This window comes from Serratia bockelmannii, from assembly GCF_051803255.1.
In the GTDB taxonomy this organism is placed as follows: Bacteria; Pseudomonadota; Gammaproteobacteria; order Enterobacterales; family Enterobacteriaceae; genus Serratia; species Serratia bockelmannii.
Window position 1 is genome coordinate 467,914 of the sequence record NZ_CP196512.1, and the last position, 19,078, is coordinate 486,991.

The 19,078-nt window shown below is 58.6% G+C and carries 17 protein-coding genes and 2 tRNA genes; 18 read left to right on the forward strand and 1 reads right to left on the reverse strand.

Features of this window, described 5'->3' with window-relative positions; all coding sequences use genetic code 11:
* Nucleotides 1–64 precede the first annotated feature (64 nt).
* The 15 genes from secG (at nt 65) to yedF (ending at nt 14,531) form a co-directional block, all read left to right on the forward strand.
* The gene (gene secG, locus ACSJLU_RS02195; RefSeq protein ID WP_004933519.1) at nt 65–400 is read left to right on the forward strand and encodes a preprotein translocase subunit SecG; all 336 of its coding nucleotides are present in this window, start codon (nt 65–67) and stop codon (nt 398–400) included.
* 69 nt (nt 401–469) lie between these two features.
* Nucleotides 470–556, forward strand: a tRNA-Leu gene (locus tag ACSJLU_RS02200).
* A gap of 60 nt (nt 557–616) precedes the next feature.
* Nucleotides 617–693 (forward strand) — tRNA-Met (locus ACSJLU_RS02205).
* Nucleotides 694–910: 217 nt separating this feature from the next.
* Nucleotides 911–1,363 (forward strand): ribosome maturation factor RimP, encoded by a 453-nt coding sequence (gene rimP / locus ACSJLU_RS02210; RefSeq protein ID WP_004933515.1) that lies wholly within the window; start codon nt 911–913, stop codon nt 1,361–1,363.
* 21 nt (nt 1,364–1,384) lie between these two features.
* The gene (nusA, locus tag ACSJLU_RS02215; protein ID WP_019453340.1) at nt 1,385–2,893 is read left to right on the forward strand and encodes a transcription termination factor NusA; all 1,509 of its coding nucleotides are present in this window, start codon (nt 1,385–1,387) and stop codon (nt 2,891–2,893) included.
* A gap of 23 nt (nt 2,894–2,916) precedes the next feature.
* Nucleotides 2,917–5,604, forward strand: a complete 2,688-nt coding sequence (infB, locus tag ACSJLU_RS02220; RefSeq protein WP_004933511.1) for a translation initiation factor IF-2 — start codon at nt 2,917–2,919, stop codon at nt 5,602–5,604.
* A 70-nt stretch (nt 5,605–5,674) separates the two neighbouring features.
* Nucleotides 5,675–6,085 carry a 30S ribosome-binding factor RbfA gene (rbfA, locus tag ACSJLU_RS02225; RefSeq protein ID WP_004933508.1) on the forward strand — a complete coding sequence of 137 codons (411 nt, stop codon included), beginning with the start codon at nt 5,675–5,677 and terminating at the stop codon, nt 6,083–6,085.
* The gene (gene truB / locus ACSJLU_RS02230) at nt 6,085–7,029 is read left to right on the forward strand and encodes a tRNA pseudouridine(55) synthase TruB (protein ID WP_380827495.1); all 945 of its coding nucleotides are present in this window, start codon (nt 6,085–6,087) and stop codon (nt 7,027–7,029) included. The genes rbfA and truB overlap by 1 nt, the downstream gene beginning before the upstream one ends.
* A 124-nt stretch (nt 7,030–7,153) precedes the next feature.
* Nucleotides 7,154–7,423: a 30S ribosomal protein S15 gene (rpsO, locus tag ACSJLU_RS02235; RefSeq protein WP_004933502.1), complete on the forward strand. Its 270-nt coding sequence runs from the start codon at nt 7,154–7,156 to the stop codon at nt 7,421–7,423.
* Between the two features lie 256 nt (nt 7,424–7,679).
* Nucleotides 7,680–9,797, forward strand: a complete 2,118-nt coding sequence (gene pnp / locus ACSJLU_RS02240; protein ID WP_025305055.1) for a polyribonucleotide nucleotidyltransferase — start codon at nt 7,680–7,682, stop codon at nt 9,795–9,797.
* A 128-nt stretch (nt 9,798–9,925) separates the two neighbouring features.
* Complete coding sequence (gene nlpI / locus ACSJLU_RS02245) at nt 9,926–10,810, forward strand: lipoprotein NlpI (protein ID WP_025305056.1); 885 nt, start codon at nt 9,926–9,928, stop codon at nt 10,808–10,810.
* 122 nt (nt 10,811–10,932) lie between these two features.
* Nucleotides 10,933–11,007 (forward strand): protein YrbN, encoded by a 75-nt coding sequence (gene yrbN, locus ACSJLU_RS02250; RefSeq protein WP_223182019.1) that lies wholly within the window; start codon nt 10,933–10,935, stop codon nt 11,005–11,007.
* Nucleotides 10,997–12,934: a DEAD/DEAH family ATP-dependent RNA helicase gene (locus ACSJLU_RS02255; RefSeq protein WP_380827499.1), complete on the forward strand. Its 1,938-nt coding sequence runs from the start codon at nt 10,997–10,999 to the stop codon at nt 12,932–12,934. Before yrbN ends, ACSJLU_RS02255 begins: the two co-directional genes overlap by 11 nt.
* Before the next feature lie 146 nt (nt 12,935–13,080).
* A complete protein-coding gene (gene yedE, locus ACSJLU_RS02260; RefSeq protein ID WP_043139259.1) occupies nt 13,081–14,295 on the forward strand; it encodes a selenium metabolism membrane protein YedE/FdhT in 1,215 nt (404 codons plus the stop codon).
* Nucleotides 14,292–14,531 (forward strand): sulfurtransferase-like selenium metabolism protein YedF, encoded by a 240-nt coding sequence (yedF, locus tag ACSJLU_RS02265; protein ID WP_004933486.1) that lies wholly within the window; start codon nt 14,292–14,294, stop codon nt 14,529–14,531. Before yedE ends, yedF begins: the two co-directional genes overlap by 4 nt.
* A gap of 38 nt (nt 14,532–14,569) precedes the next feature.
* On the opposite strand, the gene ACSJLU_RS02270 is transcribed toward yedF, so the two are convergent.
* A complete protein-coding gene (locus ACSJLU_RS02270; RefSeq protein WP_025305059.1) occupies nt 14,570–15,583 on the reverse strand; it encodes a luciferase-like monooxygenase in 1,014 nt (337 codons plus the stop codon).
* 231 nt (nt 15,584–15,814) lie between these two features.
* Between ACSJLU_RS02270 and ACSJLU_RS02275 the strand changes: the two genes are divergently transcribed.
* The 3 genes from ACSJLU_RS02275 to ACSJLU_RS02285 are packed head-to-tail and all read left to right on the forward strand — an operon-like array spanning nt 15,815 to nt 19,061.
* The gene (locus ACSJLU_RS02275; protein ID WP_025305060.1) at nt 15,815–16,786 is read left to right on the forward strand and encodes an HlyD family secretion protein; all 972 of its coding nucleotides are present in this window, start codon (nt 15,815–15,817) and stop codon (nt 16,784–16,786) included.
* Nucleotides 16,768–17,922, forward strand: a complete 1,155-nt coding sequence (locus tag ACSJLU_RS02280; RefSeq protein ID WP_197791146.1) for an ABC transporter permease — start codon at nt 16,768–16,770, stop codon at nt 17,920–17,922. Before ACSJLU_RS02275 ends, ACSJLU_RS02280 begins: the two co-directional genes overlap by 19 nt.
* A complete protein-coding gene (locus ACSJLU_RS02285) occupies nt 17,919–19,061 on the forward strand; it encodes an ABC transporter permease (protein ID WP_049203336.1) in 1,143 nt (380 codons plus the stop codon). Before ACSJLU_RS02280 ends, ACSJLU_RS02285 begins: the two co-directional genes overlap by 4 nt.
* Nucleotides 19,062–19,078: the final 17 nt, after the last annotated feature.

Consider the following 19,078-nt stretch of genomic DNA (forward strand, 5'->3'; position numbering starts at 1 on the left):
ACGCCTGCTTGATGAGTGTGAAGCATTTGGCATGCGGTGAGGCCGCAAGGATACGGGTACTACTATGTACGAAGCTCTTCTGGTAATTTTCCTGCTGATCTCAATCGGGCTGGTTGCTCTGATTATGCTACAGCAAGGTAAAGGCGCTGATATGGGAGCCTCTTTCGGAGCAGGTGCATCAGGCACATTGTTCGGTTCGAGTGGTTCCGGTAACTTTATGACCCGCATGACTGCTGTGCTGGCGACGCTGTTCTTCGTCATCAGCCTGATTCTGGGCAACCTCAGCAGCAACCAAAGCAAGAAAGGCAGCGAGTGGGAAAACCTGGGTCAGCCAGTGAAAACTGAGCAGACGACCGCGCCGGCAGCACCAGCTAAGCCGAGCAGCGACATCCCGCAGTAAGCCGCAAAAAGTTTGTAAACGGTGGTTGTGAACTCGAAGGAACAACGGCCGTTAGCAGTAAGAATCAGTACCGAGGTGGTGGAATTGGTAGACACGCTACCTTGAGGTGGTAGTGCCCTAACGGGCTTGTGGGTTCGAGTCCCATCCTCGGTACCAAATCCCAGAGATAACTTGCAATTTTGCGATTATCGGCGTAGTATTTGCCACGTTTTCGGACGCGGGGTGGAGCAGCCTGGTAGCTCGTCGGGCTCATAACCCGAAGGTCGTCGGTTCAAATCCGGCCCCCGCAACCACTTTCCTTTAAGTGTTTATTTTCAAATACACTTTTCGATTGAAATCCGCTTTTCTCGATCAACATTTGAAAATGACACTTGCTCGAAAGTTGTACCGAGGCCGCCTAGCGGCAAACAGGGTCCAGTTGCATAAAGCCCCGATTTTTCGGGGTTTTTTGTTATTTGGCAACAGAATCACTGGGCTATTTAGCCCTTTTTTTATGTCTTGGGGGTGGGCTTGTCCACATTAGAGCAACAGTTAACAGAGATGCTTTCGGCACCCGTAGAAGCGTTGGGCTTTGAGCTTGTAGGCATCGAATTCATTCGTGCGCGCCAATCGACGCTCCGCATCTATATTGATAGTGATAACGGCATCAATGTTGATGATTGCGCTGATGTCAGCCACCAGGTCAGCGCTGTATTGGACGTCGAAGATCCAATCACGGTCGCTTACAACTTGGAAGTCTCCTCTCCTGGCCTTGATCGCCCGATGTTCACCGCAGAACACTATACGCGTTACCTCGGTGAAGAAGTCAGCCTGGTCCTGCGCATGGCGGTACAGAACCGTCGCAAGTGGCAGGGTATTATCAAGTCTGTCGAAGGCGAGATGATCACGGTTACTGTGGAAGGGAAAGATGAAGTGTTCGCGCTGAGCAACATCCAGAAAGCGAACCTGGTACCCCACTTTTAAAGTTTGGAAGAGGCAACTAGGATGAACAAAGAGATTCTGGCTGTTGTTGAAGCAGTTTCCAATGAAAAATCCCTTCCGCGCGAGAAGATTTTCGAAGCGCTGGAAACTGCATTAGCCACCGCAACCAAGAAAAAATACGAGCAGGAAATCGACGTGCGCGTCAGCATTGACCGTAGAACCGGCGATTTCGACACCTTCCGCCGTTGGGTCGCCGTAGACGAAGTGACTCAGCCGACGCGTGAAATCACGCTGGAAGCCGCTCAGTTTGAAGATCCGAGCATCGAGCTCGGCGGCTACGTCGAAGATCAGATCGAATCTGTGACCTTTGACCGTATCACCACCCAAACCGCCAAGCAGGTTATCGTGCAGAAAGTACGTGAAGCCGAGCGTGCGATGGTGGTCGACGCTTTCCGTGAACACGAAGGTGAGATCGTCACCGGCGTGGTGAAGAAAGTGAACCGTGACAGCATCGCGCTGGATCTGGGCAACAACGCCGAAGCGGTGATTGGCCGTGAAGACATGCTGCCGCGCGAAAACTTCCGTCCGGGCGATCGCATTCGCGGCGTACTGTACGCCGTGCGTCCTGAAGCTCGCGGCGCGCAGCTGTTCGTCAGCCGTTCCAGCTCGGAAATGCTGAAAGAACTGTTCCGCATCGAAGTGCCGGAAATCGGCGAAGAAGTGATCGAAATTAAAGCGGCAGCCCGCGATCCAGGCTCTCGCGCGAAAATTGCAGTGAAAACCAACGACAAGCGCATCGACCCGGTCGGCGCCTGCGTAGGTATGCGCGGTGCGCGCGTTCAGGCCGTGTCGAGCGAGCTCGGCGGCGAACGCATCGACATCATCCTGTGGGATGATAACCCCGCGCAATTCGTCATCAACGCCATGGCGCCGGCCGACGTCGCGTCGATCGTGGTAGACGAAGATAACTGCACCATGGATATCGCCGTTGAAGCCAGCAACCTGGCACAGGCGATCGGCCGTAACGGCCAAAACGTGCGTTTGGCTTCCCAGCTGCTGAAACAACACCGCGGCGACGATCGTTGGGAACTGAACGTGATGACGGCGGACGACCTGCAGGCCAAGCACCAGGCCGAGGCTCATGCCGCTATTGATACCTTCACCAAGTATCTTGATATCGACGAAGATTTCGCCACCGTACTGGTTGAAGAAGGCTTCTCCACGCTGGAAGAGCTGGCCTACGTACCGATCAAAGAGCTGTTGGAAATCGACGGTCTGGATGAAGATACGGTTGAAGCATTGCGCGAACGCGCCAAAGCTGCATTGACCACGCTGGCCCTGGCACAAGAAGAAAGCCTGGGCGACAACAAACCGGCCGACGATTTGCTCAACCTGCCGGGTCTTGAGCGCAGCATGGCCTTTAAACTGGCCGCGCGTGGGGTTTGTACGCTGGAAGATCTTGCCGAGCAGGGTGTTGACGATCTGGCTGATATTGAAGGGCTTAGCGATGAGCAAGCCGGTGAGCTGATCATGGCTGCACGCAATATCTGTTGGTTTGGCGACAACGCGTAATAACTGTAGCAGGAAGGAACAGCATGACGACAGATGTAACCGTAAAATCGCTGGCAGCAGAGATTCAGACTCCGGTTGATCGCCTGGTACAGCAGTTTGCTGATGCAGGGATCAACAAGTCCGAGTCGGACTCTGTTACCCAGCAAGAAAAAGAAACATTGCTGGCGCACCTGAACCGTGAACACGGCAGCGCGCCAGGTAAACTCACTTTGCAGCGCAAAACGCGCAGCACCTTGAATATCCCGAGCACCGGCGGTAAAAGTAAATCGGTGCAAATTGAGGTCCGCAAGAAACGCACTTATGTAAATCGCGATACGCAGGAAGCCCAGTTGGCTGAAGCGGCAGAGCAGGCACAGCGTGAAGCGGAAGAGCAGGCACGGCGCGAAGCGGAAGAGCTCGCAAAACGCGAAGCGGAAGCGAAGCGCGCAGCCGAAGAGCAAGCCAAACGTGAGGCCGCGGAGATTGCTAAGCGTAATTCAGCGGAAAAAGAAAAAGTGACCAATCAACATACCGACGAAATGACCAAGCCAGCTCAGGCGGAAAAAGCACGCCGTGAAGCCGAAGCCGCTGAACTGAAACGTAAAGCGGAAGAGGAAGTGCGCCGCAAGGTTGAAGAGGAAGCCAAGCGCGTGGCGGAAGAAGCCCGTCGCATGGCCGAAGAGAACGGCGAGAAGTGGGCCCAGGCCGACGCGGCAAGCGCTGCGGTTGAAAGTGCCGACTATCACGTGACCACCTCTCAGCATGCGCGTGCCGCAGAAGACGAAAACGACGCCAAAGTTGAAGGCGATCGTCGTAGCCGCACCCGCGGCGGCAAAGCGACCAAGCAGAAGAAAGGCAACAAGCTGTCCGAATCCAAAGCGGATCGCGAAGAAGCGCGTGCCGTTACCCGTGGCGGTAAAGGTAAACGCAAGCCTAGCGCTCTGCAGCAGGGCTTCAACAAGCCGGCGCAGGTGGTTAACCGTGACGTGGTGATCGGTGAAACCATCACCGTGGCCGAGCTGGCCAACAAGATGGCGGTAAAAGGTTCTCAGGTCATCAAAGTGATGATGAAGCTGGGCGCGATGGCCACCATCAACCAGGTTATCGACCAGGAAACCGCACAGCTGGTTGCCGAAGAGATGGGCCACAAAGTTATTCTGCGTCGTGAAAACGAGCTGGAAGAAGCGCTGATGAGCGACCGTGATACGGGCGCTGCGGCTGAGCCGCGCGCGCCGGTCGTGACCATCATGGGCCACGTTGACCACGGTAAAACCTCTCTGCTGGACTACATCCGCTCCACCAAAGTGGCGGCGGGCGAAGCCGGCGGCATTACCCAGCACATCGGTGCCTACCATGTAGAAACCGAGAACGGCATGATCACCTTCCTGGACACCCCGGGCCACGCCGCGTTTACCTCGATGCGTGCTCGTGGTGCTCAGGCGACTGACATCGTGGTTCTGGTGGTGGCGGCCGACGACGGCGTGATGCCACAGACCATCGAAGCTATCCAGCACGCGAAAGCGGCGCAGGTGCCGTTGGTGGTTGCGGTGAACAAAATCGACAAGCCGGAAGCCGATCCGGACCGCGTTAAGCAGGAACTGTCTCAGTACGGCGTTATGCCGGAAGAGTGGGGCGGCGAAGCGCAGTTCGTTCACGTGTCCGCGAAAGCCGGTACCGGTATCGACGAGCTGCTGCAGGCTATCCTGCTGCAGGCCGAAGTTCTGGAACTGAAAGCGGTACGCAGCGGCATGGCGAGCGGCGTAGTGATCGAGTCCTTCCTGGATAAAGGCCGTGGCCCAGTGGCTACCGTACTGGTTCAGGAAGGTACGCTGAACAAGGGCGACATCGTCCTGTGCGGCTTCGAATACGGCCGTGTGCGTGCGATGCGTGACGAGTTGGGCCGTGAAGTGACCTCTGCCGGTCCGTCTATCCCTGTGGAAATCCTGGGTCTGTCCAGCGTGCCTGCAGCGGGTGACGAAGCGACCGTGGTGCGCGATGAGAAGAAAGCGCGTGAAGTGGCGCTGTATCGTCAGGGCAAGTTCCGCGAAGTCAAACTGGCGCGTCAGCAGAAGTCCAAGCTGGAAAACATGTTCGCCAACATGACCGACGGCGAAGTGTCTGAGCTGAACATCGTACTGAAGTCCGATGTGCAGGGTTCTTGCGAAGCGATCAGCGACTCGCTGCTGAAACTCTCTACCGACGAAGTGAAGGTGAAGATTGTCGGCTCCGGCGTAGGTGGGATCACCGAAACCGACGCGACGCTGGCTGCGGCTTCCAACGCCATCATCCTGGGCTTCAACGTGCGTGCCGACGCTTCTGCGCGCCGCGTGATCGAAGCGGAAAGCCTGGATCTGCGTTACTACTCCGTGATCTATAACCTGATCGACGAAGTGAAGCAGGCGATGAGCGGTATGCTGGCGCCGGAATACAAGCAGCAGATCATCGGCCTGGCCGAAGTGCGCGACGTGTTCAAATCGCCTAAGTTCGGCGCTATCGCCGGCTGTATGGTTACCGAAGGGACCATCAAGCGTCACAACCCAATCCGCGTACTGCGCGACAACGTGGTTATCTATGAAGGCGAGCTGGAATCCCTGCGCCGCTTCAAAGATGACGTTAACGAAGTCCGTAACGGCATGGAATGTGGTATCGGCGTTAAGAACTATAACGACGTGCGCGTCGGCGACATGATCGAAGTGTTCGAAATCATTGAGATCCAACGCACCATCGCTTAACGATTGCACATCTGCTTATATCTGTTTACGGGGGGCCTTTGTGCCCCCCGATTTGTCTGGAGAATCCAAAATGGCAAAAGAATTCAGCCGCGGTCAACGCGTGGCGCAAGAGATGCAGAAAGAGATTGCGATCATTCTGCAGCGTGAAGTTAAAGATCCGCGCGTCGGCATGGCGACCGTTTCCGGCGTGGAAGTGTCCCGCGACCTGGCGTATGCCAAGGTTTACGTCACCTTCCTGAACGTGCTGACCGAGAACCACGATCCGGATCTGGTCACCAACGGCATCAAAGCGTTGCAGGACGCTTCCGGCTATATCCGTACCCTGCTGGGCAAAGCGATGCGCCTGCGCGTGGTGCCGGAGCTGACATTCGCTTACGACAACTCCCTGGTGGAAGGCATGCGCATGTCCAACCTGGTGACCAACGTGGTGAAGAACGACGCCGAGCGCCGTTCCGCCTCAGGCGATGACAAGGAGGATTAATGAGTCGCCCTCGTCGCCGCGGCCGTGACATCCACGGCGTGCTGTTGCTGGACAAGCCGCAGGGGTTGTCGTCCAACGATGCGCTGCAAAAAGTAAAACGTCTGTACAACGCCAACCGAGCGGGCCATACCGGCGCGCTCGATCCGTTGGCGACCGGCATGCTGCCTATTTGCCTGGGCGAAGCGACCAAGTTTTCGCAATACCTGCTCGATTCCGACAAGCGCTATCGGGTGATCGCCAAGCTGGGGCAGCGTACCGATACCTCCGACGCCGACGGCCAGATCGTGCAGGAGCGCCCGGTGAATTTTACCCAGGCGCAGCTCGACGCGGCGCTGGACACCTTCCGCGGCGACATCCAGCAGGTGCCGTCGATGTATTCGGCGTTGAAATACCAGGGCAAGAAACTCTACGAGTATGCGCGCCAGGGGATTGAAGTGCCGCGCGAAGCGCGCAGCATCACGGTGTACGAGATGCAGTTTATCCGCTGGGAAGGGGATGAGCTGGAGCTGGAGATCCACTGCTCGAAAGGCACCTACATCCGCACCATCACCGACGATCTCGGCGAGCTGCTGGGCTGCGGCGCGCACGTGATCTATCTGCGCCGCCTGCAGGTGGCGACTTATCCGATTGCGCGCATGGTGACGCTGGAACAGCTGAACGCTTTGCTGGCGCAGGCGCAGGAACAAGAAATCGCGCCCGGCGAGCTGCTCGATCCGCTGCTGATGCCGATGGACAGCCCGGTTGAGAACTATCCGGAAGTGAATTTGCTGCCGGTGGTTGCGGGTTACGTCAAGCAGGGGCAACCGGTGCAAGTCGCCGGCGCGCCGGCTTCCGGCCTGGTGCGTATCACCGAGGGTGAAGAGCGAAAATTCATCGGCGTTGGCGACATCGCCGAGGATGGTCGCGTGGCGCCGCGCCGCCTGGTGGTCGAGCATTTCGACTGACGGCGGGGCACTGCGTCGCCTTGCGATCGCACTGCGCTAAGAGTAGAATGGCGCAGCTTATGCATTGGGTTGCTGAATTAGAGATCGGCGCCTGTTTTTATTATCTATAATCTGGAGTATTACAATGTCTCTAAGTGTTGAAGCTAAAGCTCAAATCGTAGCTGATTTCGGTCGTGGTACTAACGACAGCGGTTCTACCGAAGTTCAGGTTGCCCTGCTGACTGCGCAGATCAACCATCTGCAAGGCCACTTCTCCGAGCACAAAAAAGATCACCACAGCCGTCGTGGTCTGCTGCGTATGGTTTCTCAGCGTCGTAAGCTGCTGGACTACCTGAAGCGTAAAGATGTAGCACGTTACACCAGCCTGATCGAGCGTCTGGGTCTGCGTCGCTAATCTAGCAAGTTTCAGTGGAAAGGGGCCTATTTTGGCCCCTTTCTTCTAGGAAGCATAAGCAAATCAGGTTAATGTATTACTGATGTTTCCAAACAGGTTCTTCCGTTACAGAGGTTCGCGCGGCTAATGAGAGGCTTTATCTCCTGCCTGAGATAAGGATTGTCATTAGTCGCGAGGATGTAGTGAGAAGGCAAATCGAGTCACAGGCGTGTCGAGTCGTCAATGCGATTGCGCGCCGCTAATCAAGGATATAATTTTGCTGACACCGATCATTCGCAAATTCCAGTATGGCCAGCATACCGTCACCATCGAAACCGGTATGATGGCTCGTCAGGCCACCGCCGCCGTTATGGTGAGCATGGATGACACCGCCGTATTCGTTACCGTCGTTGGCCAGAAAAAAGCCAAGCCGGGCCAGAGCTTCTTCCCGCTGACCGTTAACTACCAAGAGCGTACTTACGCCGCCGGCCGCATCCCGGGCAGCTTCTTCCGTCGCGAAGGCCGTCCGAGCGAAGGCGAGACCCTGACTTCCCGTCTGATCGACCGTCCGATCCGTCCACTGTTCCCGGACAGCTTCCTGAACGAAGTTCAGGTGATCGCGACCGTGGTTTCCGTTAACCCGCAGGTGAACCCGGACATCGTTGCGATGATCGGCGCCTCTGCCGCCCTGAGCCTGTCCGGTATTCCGTTCAACGGCCCAATCGGCGCAGCGCGCGTAGGTTACATCAACGATCAGTATGTGCTGAACCCGACAACTGACGAGCTGAAAGAAAGCCGTCTGGATTTGGTGGTTGCCGGTACTGCAGGCGCGGTGCTGATGGTTGAATCCGAAGCGGAAGTGCTGAGCGAAGATCAGATGCTGGGCGCCGTGGTGTTCGGCCACGACCAGCAGCAAGTGGTTATCGAAAACATCAACTCCCTGGTTGCCGAAGCCGGCAAGCCGAAGTGGGATTGGCAGGCCCCTGCGGTCAACGAAGCGCTGCACGCGCGCGTGGCTGAACTGGCCGAAGCTCGCCTGGGCGACGCTTACCACATCACCGAAAAACAAGAGCGTTACGCTCAGGTTGACGCGATCAAAGACAGCGTGGTTGAAACCCTGCTGGCGCAGGACGAAACGCTGGACGCCGGCGAAATCCAGGACATCCTGGGCAACGTCGAGAAGAACGTGGTGCGTAGCCGCGTACTGCGTGGCGAGCCGCGTATCGACGGCCGTGAAAAAGACATGATCCGTGGCCTGGACGTGCGCACCGGCGTACTGCCGCGCACCCACGGTTCCGCGCTGTTCACCCGTGGCGAAACTCAGGCGCTGGTTACCGCGACCCTGGGTACCGCGCGCGACGCACAGAACCTGGACGAGCTGATGGGCGAGAAGACCGACAGCTTCCTGTTCCACTACAACTTCCCTCCGTACTCCGTAGGCGAAACCGGCATGGTCGGTTCTCCTAAGCGTCGTGAAATCGGTCACGGTCGCCTGGCGAAACGCGGCGTATTGGCTATGATGCCTAAACCGGAAGATTTCCCGTACACGGTTCGCGTCGTGTCTGAAATCACCGAATCCAACGGTTCTTCTTCCATGGCTTCCGTGTGCGGCGCATCTCTGGCGCTGATGGACGCCGGTGTGCCAATCAAGGCTGCCGTTGCGGGTATCGCGATGGGCCTGGTGAAAGAAGCCGATAACTTTGTGGTTCTGTCCGACATTCTGGGTGACGAAGATCACCTGGGCGACATGGACTTCAAAGTGGCCGGTAGCCGCGACGGTATCACCGCGCTGCAGATGGACATCAAAATCGAAGGCATCACCCGCGAGATCATGCAGGTGGCTCTGAACCAGGCCAAGGGCGCGCGTCTGCACATCCTGGGCGTGATGGAACAGGCTATCAGCTCCCCACGCGGCGATATCTCCGAATTCGCACCGCGTATTCATACTATCCGCATCAACCCGGATAAAATCAAAGACGTGATCGGTAAGGGCGGTTCCGTTATCCGCGCACTGACCGAAGAGACTGGCACTACCATCGAAATTGAAGATGATGGTACAGTTAAAATCGCTGCGACCGACGGTGAGAAGGCGAAATTCGCTATCCGTCGTATCGAAGAGATCACGGCAGAGATCGAAGTGGGCCGTATCTACCAGGGTAAAGTGACCCGTATCGTTGATTTCGGCGCATTCGTCGCTATCGGCGGTGGTAAAGAAGGTCTGGTGCACATTTCTCAGATCGCCGACAAGCGCGTTGAGAAAGTGACCGACTATCTGCAGATGGGTCAGGAAGTGCCGGTTAAGGTACTGGAAGTTGACCGTCAGGGCCGCGTGCGTCTGAGCATCAAAGAAGCGATGGCGCCGGAAGCAGGTTCACCTGCGCCTGAAGCAGAATAACTGTATAGATAGTTTTACAGCTCCCCGCCATGGGGTTGGGAGCTGTTCGTATCGCGCGGGTAGGATACCCGCGTTTTAGCAAACGGAGGACAGGACGTTCATCCAATGTTTGTCTTCGGGAGTGGGAAATGAAGCCTTTCTTGCGCTGGTGTTACGTTGCGACAGCACTCATGCTGGCAGGATGCAGCAACCATGATTGGCGTAAAGACGAAGTTTTGGCAATCCCGTTGCAGCCTACGTTGCAGCAGGAAGTGATCCTGGCGCGCATGGAACAAATTCTTGCCAGCCGGGCACTGACGGATGACGAACGCGCACAGCTTTTATATGAGCGCGGTGTGCTGTATGATAGCCTCGGGTTACGTGCATTAGCGCGCAATGATTTCTCGCAGGCGCTGGCGATACGTCCCGACATGCCGGAAGTTTTCAACTACCTGGGCATTTACTTAACGCAGGCAGGCAATTTTGATGCTGCCTATGAAGCGTTTGATTCTGTACTAGAGCTTGATCCAACTTACAATTACGCGCGTTTAAACCGGGGCATCGCACTGTATTATGGCGGCCGCTTCCCGTTGGCGCAGGATGATCTGCAGGCGTTTTATCAAGACGACCCAAACGATCCCTTCCGTTCGTTATGGCTGTATCTGGTGGAGCGAGAAATCGATCCCAAGAAGGCCGAAGTAGCGCTTCAGCAGCGCTATGACAAATCGGACAGAGGGCAATGGGGATGGAATATTGTCGAATTCTACCTGGGCAAGATCAGCGAAAAAACGCTGATGGAACGCCTCAAGGCAGATGCAACGGATAACACTTCGCTCGCTGAGCATCTCAGTGAAACTGACTTCTATTTGGGTAAACACTACCTGAGTCTGGGGGACAAGGACACCGCTTCGGCGCTGTTCAAACTGACGGTGTCTAACAACGTTCACAACTTCGTTGAGCACCGCTATGCATTGTTGGAATTGGCGCTTTTGGGCCAAGAGCAAGACGACCTATCGGAATCGGACCAGCAATAGCTGACGAACACCTATCAGCCTGATGAACATTGGTTTTTAACCAAAGTTATCGCCTTAACGGGCGAGGGCTTTTTTGTTCGTTTTATAATCTAATTTGAGCCGGTTCACACTTTTCAATGAAAATGACTGAAAATTTTCTCGACGAGTTATGTAGACTGGCTGCCATTATTAATGAGGCACGTGTACATGACGACTGAGTTTGAAACCTCTTTTGCTGATCTGGGGCTGTCTGCTCCAATCATTTCCGCCCTGAACGATCTGGGCTATGAAAAACCATCTCCGATCCAGGCTGAGTGTATTCCTCACCTGTTGAACGGCCGCGACGTGCTGGGCATGGCACAGACCGGTAGTGGTAAAACCGCAGCGTTCTCGCTGCCGCTGCTGCACAACCTGCAGGCAGACCTGAAAGCACCTCAGATCCTGGTGCTGGCACCGACCCGCGAACTGGCGGTTCAGGTTGCCGAAGCGATGACCGATTTCTCCAAACACATGAACGGCGTCAACGTGGTAGCCCTGTACGGCGGCCAGCGTTACGACGTACAGCTGCGCGCTCTGCGCCAGGGCCCGCAAATCGTTGTGGGTACCCCAGGTCGTCTACTGGACCACCTGAAGCGCGGCACCCTGAACCTCTCTAACCTGAGCGGTCTGGTGCTGGATGAAGCCGACGAAATGCTGCGCATGGGCTTTATCGAAGACGTAGAAACCATCATGGCTGAGATCCCGGCTGAACATCAGACCGCGCTGTTCTCCGCCACCATGCCGGAAGCGATCCGTCGCATTACCCGCCGCTTCATGAAAGAGCCGCAGGAAGTGCGCATCCAGTCCAGCGTGACTACCCGTCCGGACATCAGCCAGAGCTACTGGTCGGTCTACGGCATGCGTAAAAACGAAGCGCTGGTGCGTTTCCTGGAAGCCGAAGACTTTGACGCGGCGATCATCTTCGTCCGTACCAAGAACGCGACCCTGGAAGTGGCCGAAGCGCTGGAGCGCAGCGGTTATAGCAGCGCCGCGCTGAACGGCGACATGAATCAGGCGCTGCGTGAGCAGACCCTGGAGCGCCTGAAAGACGGTCGTCTGGATATCCTGATCGCGACCGACGTTGCGGCCCGTGGCCTGGACGTTGAGCGCATCAGCCTGGTTGTCAACTATGACATCCCGATGGACTCCGAGTCTTACGTTCACCGTATCGGCCGTACCGGCCGTGCGGGTCGCGCCGGCCGTGCGCTGCTGTTCGTGGAAAACCGCGAACGCCGCCTGCTGCGCAACATCGAACGCACCATGAAGCTGACCATCCCTGAAGTGGAGCTGCCAAACGCAGAACTGCTGGGCGAGCGTCGTCTGGCCAAGTTCGCCGCGAAAGTTCAGCAGCAGCTGGAAAGCAGCGATCTGGATCTGTACCGCGCACTGCTGACCAAACTGCAGCCGGAAGAAGAGCTGGATATGGAAACCCTGGCCGCAGCGCTGCTGAAAATGGCTCAGGGCGAACGTCCGCTGATCCTGCCGCCGGATCCGGTCTTCAAACCGCGCCAGCGCCGCGAGTTCAACGACCGTGACGATCGTCGCGGTGATCGTGGCGACCGTCGCGACAGCCGCGATAGCCGTGACGGCGACCGTCCGCGTCGTGAACGTCGTGACGTTGGCGAAATGCAGCTGTACCGTATCGAAGTGGGCCGTGACGATGGCGTTGAAGTCCGTCATATCGTTGGTGCTATCGCTAACGAAGGCGACATCAGCAGCCGTTACATCGGTAACATCAAGCTGTTTGCTTCCCACTCCACCATCGAGCTGCCAAAAGGCATGCCGGGCGAGATCCTGAATCACTTCACTCGCACTCGCATCCTGAACAAGCCGATGAACATGCAGCTGTTGGGCGATGCACAGCCGTTCGAACGTCGCGAGCGTCGTGACGGTGGCAGCAGTGGCGAGCGTCGTGGCAACGGTAACGGCCGTCCGTTCAACGGTGAACGTCGCGAAGGCGGCCCACGTCGTTCCTTCGGAGAACGTCGCGAAGGCGGTAACGGCGGCGAGCGTCGTGGCGGTAACTACAACCGTGACGGCAAGCCGGCGCCACGCCGTGATGACAGCGCACCGGCAGCACCACGTCGTCGTTTCGGCGACGCGTAATCGCTGATTCACCGTTCGCGGTGAAGCACTCTGAAAAACCAGCCTGCGGGCTGGTTTTTTTATGCCTGAAAATTGCCGTCAAACGCCCCTGAATGGCGTATCATTCATAAGGTTTTTTCTTATGGATGATATGCACGGGAGATGCCATGAGTTGGCAGCAGTTCAAATCTCAATACCTGGTGCGCTTTTGGGCGCCGCTGCCGGCGGTGATCGCTGCCGGGATCCTTTCTACCTACTACTTCGGCATGACCGGCACCTTCTGGGCGGTGACCGGGGAATTCACCCGCTGGGGCGGCCATGTGCTGCAGTGGTTCGGCCTGCACCCCGAGCAGTGGGGCTATTTCAAGGTTATCGGCCTGCAGGGCACGCCGCTGGAACGCATCGACGGGCGCATGATCATCGGCATGTTCGCCGGCTGCATCGCCGCCGCGCTGTGGGCCAACAACATCAAGCTGCGCCAGCCGCAGCACCGCATTCGCATCGTACAGGCGCTGCTGGGCGGCATCATCGCCGGTTTCGGCGCGCGCCTGGCGATGGGCTGTAACCTGGCAGCGTTTTTCACCGGCATCCCGCAGTTCTCGCTGCATGCCTGGTTCTTCGCGCTGGCGACCGCCGCCGGCTCCTACTTCGGCGCCAAATTCACGCTGTTGCCGATGTTCCGCATCCCGGTCAAATTGCAAAAGGTGAAGTCCGCCGCGCCGTTGACGCAGAAGCCTGAGCAGGCGCGCCGCCGCTTCCGGCTGGGCATGGCGGTCTTCGGCCTGGCGGTGGCCTGGTCGCTGTGGACGCTGTTCGATGCGCCGAAGCTCGGTATCGCCATGCTGTTCGGTATCGGCTTCGGTTTGTTGATCGAACGCGCGCAGATCTGCTTCACCTCGGCGTTCCGCGATCTGTGGATCACCGGCCGCACTCACATGGCGAAAGCCATCATCATCGGCATGGCGGTGAGCGCCATCGGCATCTTCAGCTACGTGCAGCTCGGCGTGGCGCCGAAGATCATGTGGGCCGGCCCGAATGCGGTGCTGGGCGGCTTGCTGTTCGGCTTCGGCATCGTGCTGGCCGGCGGTTGCGAAACCGGCTGGATGTACCGCGCGGTGGAAGGGCAGGTGCACTACTGGTGGGTGGGGCTGGGCAACATCATCGGCGCTACGCTGCTGGCCTATTACTGGGACGATCTGGCGCCGGCGCTGGCGACCGACTACGACAAAATCAACCTGCTCGACACCTTCGGCCCGGTCGGTGGCCTGCTGGTGACCTATCTGCTGCTGGCGCTGGCCTTCGCCGCCATGCTGTGGTGGGAGAAACGCTTTTTCCGCGCCCGGCCTGAGGCGCAAGTGGTGAACTTGAGGAGCATGTCATGAAAGAGACGACGATAGTGCCGGACTACCGGCTGGACATGCTGGGTGAGCCTTGCCCGTACCCGGCAGTGGCGACGCTGGAGGCGATGCCGCAGCTGAAACCGGGGGAGATCCTGGAAGTGATCAGCGATTGCCCGCAGTCGATCAACAACATCCCGCTCGATGCGCGCAACCATGGCTATAAGGTGCTGGATATCCAGCAGGACGGGCCGACCATCCGCTACCTGATCCAGCGTTAACGCCGAGGCGGTGGGGTTCCCCACCGCCTTTTCGCTTTTTATCCCTTCACGATGTCGCCCTTCACGCCGGCAACAATCTCGAACGAACGCAGCCGCGCCTGGTGATCGAAAATCTGGCCGTTGACCATGATCTCGTCGGCATCGGTTTCACGCAGCAGCGTTTGCAGCCCGTGGCGCACCGTTTTTTCATCGCCGACGATCGACATCCGCAGCGCCTGCTCGACGCCGTATTGCTCGCCGGCGGTCCACAACGCGTGAATGTTATCCACCGGCGGCGGCAGCGGGCCGGGCGAACCGCGGCGCAGATTGATGAACTGCTGCTGCATCGAGCTGAACAGGAAGCGCGCATCGCTATCGCTCTCGGCGGCGATCACGTTGACGCATACCATAGCGTGCGGCTGCGCCAGCTGTTTGGACGGTTTGAAGTTCTCGCGGTACAGCTGCAGCGCCTGGAACAGCATATCCGGGGCGAAGTGCGAGGCGAAGGCGAACGGCAGGCCGAGCTGTGCCGCCAGCTGCGCGCTGTAGAGGCTGGAACCGAGCAGCCAGAGCGGCACGTGCAGCCCCTGGCCCGGCACCGCCTGCACCGGCTGGCCGGGCTGCGCATCGCAGAAATAGTTTTGCAGTTCCTGCACGTCGCGCGGGAAGGTATCCACGTCGCCGGACAGGTGGCGGCGCAGCGCCATCATGGTGCGCTGATCGGTGCCGGGCGCTCGGCCCAACCCCAAATCGATGCGCCCTGGGTAGAGCGACTCCAGCGTGCCGAACTGCTCGGCAATCACCAGCGGCGCATGGTTCGGCAGCATCACACCGCCGGAGCCGAGGCGAATGCTTTGGGTGCCGGCGGCCAGATAGCCCAGCAGCACTGAGGTGGCGGCGCTACCGATGCCGGTCATGTTGTGGTGCTCGGCCAGCCAGTAGCGCTGGTAGCCCCAGCGTTCGGCGTGCTGCGCCAAATCCAGCGAACAGTGGAAAGCGTCGCGTGCCTTGGCCCCTTGCGGGATTGGCGATAAATCCAGTACCGACAGCGGTACCGCAGTGTGTTCAGTCATGACATCGTCCATCAGAGAGTGGATCGCTTAAAGGGCGATTGCAGGAGTCTGCATACCAAAAAGCCGAAAAAAGATGCTTTTTAGTGTTAAAAGCATAATCCAATTTATAGTTATAAAAGAGGAGATATGTGCTTGTGATATCCTCATGAGAGCAATGGTGTTTTTTGGAGCAATTTGAGACATGGAAATGATGATCCCCGCCCGCCGCTTACCGTTCCGGGAGCTGACATAATGAAAAAAAAGACGCTGTTTACCCTGTTGCTGATGTTGGCGGCGATCGCATTGGCGATCCTGTTCCGCGCGCACAATCAGGATCTGTTGCTGCAGGGTGAAGTGGATGCCCCCGAAGTGATCGTCGCATCCAAGGCGAAAGGCCGGGTCGTTGAACGCCTGATCGAACGCGGCGACGACGTGAAAAGCGGCCAACTGATCATTCAACTCGATAGCCCCGAACTGATGGCGCAGCTGCGTTCCGCGCAGGCGACGCGCGACGAGGCCAAGGCGCAGCTTGAGCTGTCGCTGCACGGCACCCGTGAAGAGAGCATCCGCAACCTGCGCGCCAACCTGGCGCAGGCCGAGGCGCAGTACCGCAATGCGCAAAACGACTACAACCGGAACCTGAGCGTGGCCGGCAAGGGCTATATCTCGAAGTCCGAGCTGGACGCTTCGCGCCGGTCGCGCGACACCGCCTTCCAACAGGTGCAGGCCGCCAAGGCCAATCTGGATGAAGGCATCAACGGCGACCGCGTCGAGCAGCGGCAGCAATATGCGGCGGCGCTGCGGGCGGCGGAAGAGAACCTGCTGCAGATCCAGGCGCAGAGCGACGATCTGCAGGTGAAAGCGCCGGTAGACGGCGAAGTGGGGCCGATCCCGGCCGAAGTGGGCGAATTGCTGAACGCCGGCAGCCCGCTGGTGACGTTGATCCGGGTGCCGGACGCCTACTTCGTGTTTAACCTGCGTGAAGACATCCTCGCCCACGTGCGCAAAGGCGACAAGGTCACGCTGCGGGTGCCGGCGCTGAAGGACAAAATGATCGACACCGAGGTGCGCTACATCGCGCCGCTGGGGGATTACGCCACCAAACGCGCCACCCGCGCCACCGGCGACTTCGACCTGAAAACCTTCGAAGTGCGCCTGTATCCGTCACAGCCGGTGGACGGCCTGCGTCCGGGGATGAGCACCTTATGGCAATGGAAAGAGTAAGGGCCGGCTGGCGCTGCTTCAGTCACGCGTTCGACAAAGAGTGTCGCGTCGCCTTTCGCAGCCCGGTGGTGCACTGGCTGAGCTGGATCTTTCCACTGATCCTGTTTGCGCTGATCAGCAGCAACTTCTCCGAAGGCACGCTGCTCGATCTGCCGGTCTCGGTGGTGGACAGCGATCACAGCCCGCTGTCCAAATCGCTGACGCGTCGGCTGGACGCCGGCTCGCACGCCCACGTCGAGGCATATGGCGGCGGGCTGCCGGAGTCGCTGAGCCGCCTGCGCAGCGCGCAGGATTACGCGTTGCTGTATATCCCGCCGGATCTTGAGGCCAACGCGCTGTCGGGCAAACAGCCGAGCGTGGTGATGTACTACAATGCGTTGTTCTACGGCGCCGGGCTGTACTCCACTCAGGACTTCGGCGGCCTGATGAACGAAATCAACGCCAGCACCCGCAGCATCATCGCCACCGAGATGGGTAAAACGCTGCCGCCGTTGGCGGACGTGACGCTCTCCTACGGCAGCCTGTTCAACGCCAGCGGCAGCTATATCTATTACCAGCAGTTCGCCGCCACCATCCACCTGCTGCAGCTGTTCGCGGTGACCTGCATGATCTACGTGCTGGCGCGCAGCAAGTCGCTGCTGCAGGCCAAGCCGTTCAGCCTGGCGCTGCTCGGCAAGCTGGCACCGTACACGCTGTGTTTCACCACCCTGCTGATGGTGGAGATCGCGGCGCTGGTGGGCATCTTTGACGCCCGCGTCAGCGGCAATCCGCTGTTTATGCTGATGATCGGCCTGTTCTACGTGATGGCGGCGCAGAGCATCGGCCTGCTGCTGTACACCTTTACCGGCAGCACCATCACCGCCTACAGCCTGATTGGTATTTTGGTCAGTATCGCGATGACCTTCTCCGGCATGGCGGTGCCTGAGCTGTCGATGCCGCTGCCGGCGCGCATCATTTCCAACATCGAACCGCTGACCCACGCGCTGTACGCGATGTTCGACGTGTTCCTGCGGCAGGTGCACGCCAGCGCCATCTTCAGCGTGTGCGCGCTGCTGGCGGTCTATCCGCTGGTGGCCGCGCTGCTGGTGCGTAATCGCCTGCCGGCGCGGCTGGCAAAAGAGGGGGAGGCCGGATGAAGCTCTATTGGCAAACCTTCGTTAAGGTGCTGCTCGGCATGCTGGAGCGGCCGGTGTGGCTGATGCTGATCCTGTCGCTGTGCATCATGAGCCTGGTGTACGCCAACCGCACGGTGTGGGATCTGCCGGTGGGGGTGGTCGATCAGGACCACAGTACCGCCAGCCGCCAGCTGATCCGCCAACTGGACGCCACCTCCAAGATAGCGATTGAAACCTACGACAGCCTGGAACAGGCACAGCGCGATCTCAGCTGGCGCAAGCTGTTTGCGGTGATCATCATGCCGGTGGATCTGGAGAAGAAGATCCTCAGCGGGCAGAACATCGTGGTGCCGGTGTACGGCGACGCCACCAACCGTCTGGCCAACGGCCAGATCCAACAGGACGTGGTGGCGGCCTATCAGCAGCTGTTGACGGAGTACAACAACGGACTGCTGCTGCGCAGCGGTTTCAGCGAACGGCAGGCGCAGATACTGCTGACGCCGATACTGGGGCAAACGCTGGACGTGTTTAACCCCGGCATCAGCTTCGCGGCGATCATCTTTCCCGGCCTGTTGGTGATGCTGTTGCAGCACTCGCTGCTGATCGCCTGTATCCGCGTCAATATCGCCATGAAGAGCATGCCCGGCGGCAAAGCGCCGCTGGCGGCGCACCTCGGCGGGCTGACGGCGCTGCTGCCGATCTGGCTGTTCCTGTCGATCGTGCTGTTCGTGCTGTGGCCGTGGGTCTTGGGCTATCGGCAGACGGCGAACATCGCCGAACTGCTGCTGCTGACCTTCCCGTTCCTGCTGGCGGTATTGGGGCTGGGCAAGCTGGTGACCGAGTGCCTGCGCAGCGTCGAGATGATCTACCTGACGCTGGCGTTCATCACGACGCCGGTCTTCTACCTGTCCGGCACTATCTGGCCGCTGCAGTCGATGCCGGCCTGGGTGCGCGCCATCTCGTACAGCATTCCCTCCACCTGGGGCACCAAGGCGATCGCCGGCGTCAACCAGATGGGGCTGTCGCTGAATGAAGTGTGGGGCGACGTGATGATGATGCTGGTGCTCGGCGTGGTCTACACCCTGCTGGGCTTCGGTGTCGGCTTCTTGCGCAACAGCGTGGCGCTGCGCGGGATGTTCAGGAAACGGCGGGCGAGTTGATTGAAAACTCCCCTCGG

What these genes read in the sequence shown, in the direction of transcription:
- secG (WP_004933519.1), top strand. Translation starts at nt 65, where the DNA reads ATGTACGAAGCTCTTCTGGTAATTTTCCTGCTGATCTCAATCGGGCTG.
- nusA (WP_019453340.1), top strand. Translation starts at nt 1,385, where the DNA reads ATGAACAAAGAGATTCTGGCTGTTGTTGAAGCAGTTTCCAATGAAAAA.
- infB (WP_004933511.1), top strand. Translation starts at nt 2,917, where the DNA reads ATGACGACAGATGTAACCGTAAAATCGCTGGCAGCAGAGATTCAGACT.
- rbfA (WP_004933508.1), top strand. Translation starts at nt 5,675, where the DNA reads ATGGCAAAAGAATTCAGCCGCGGTCAACGCGTGGCGCAAGAGATGCAG.
- truB (WP_380827495.1), top strand. Translation starts at nt 6,085, where the DNA reads ATGAGTCGCCCTCGTCGCCGCGGCCGTGACATCCACGGCGTGCTGTTG.
- rpsO (WP_004933502.1), top strand. Translation starts at nt 7,154, where the DNA reads ATGTCTCTAAGTGTTGAAGCTAAAGCTCAAATCGTAGCTGATTTCGGT.
- nlpI (WP_025305056.1), top strand. Translation starts at nt 9,926, where the DNA reads ATGAAGCCTTTCTTGCGCTGGTGTTACGTTGCGACAGCACTCATGCTG.
- ACSJLU_RS02255 (WP_380827499.1), top strand. Translation starts at nt 10,997, where the DNA reads ATGACGACTGAGTTTGAAACCTCTTTTGCTGATCTGGGGCTGTCTGCT.
- yedE (WP_043139259.1), top strand. Translation starts at nt 13,081, where the DNA reads ATGAGTTGGCAGCAGTTCAAATCTCAATACCTGGTGCGCTTTTGGGCG.
- yedF (WP_004933486.1), top strand. Translation starts at nt 14,292, where the DNA reads ATGAAAGAGACGACGATAGTGCCGGACTACCGGCTGGACATGCTGGGT.
- ACSJLU_RS02270 (WP_025305059.1), bottom strand. Translation starts at nt 15,583, where the DNA reads ATGACTGAACACACTGCGGTACCGCTGTCGGTACTGGATTTATCGCCA.
- ACSJLU_RS02275 (WP_025305060.1), top strand. Translation starts at nt 15,815, where the DNA reads ATGAAAAAAAAGACGCTGTTTACCCTGTTGCTGATGTTGGCGGCGATC.
- ACSJLU_RS02280 (WP_197791146.1), top strand. Translation starts at nt 16,768, where the DNA reads ATGGCAATGGAAAGAGTAAGGGCCGGCTGGCGCTGCTTCAGTCACGCG.
- ACSJLU_RS02285 (WP_049203336.1), top strand. Translation starts at nt 17,919, where the DNA reads ATGAAGCTCTATTGGCAAACCTTCGTTAAGGTGCTGCTCGGCATGCTG.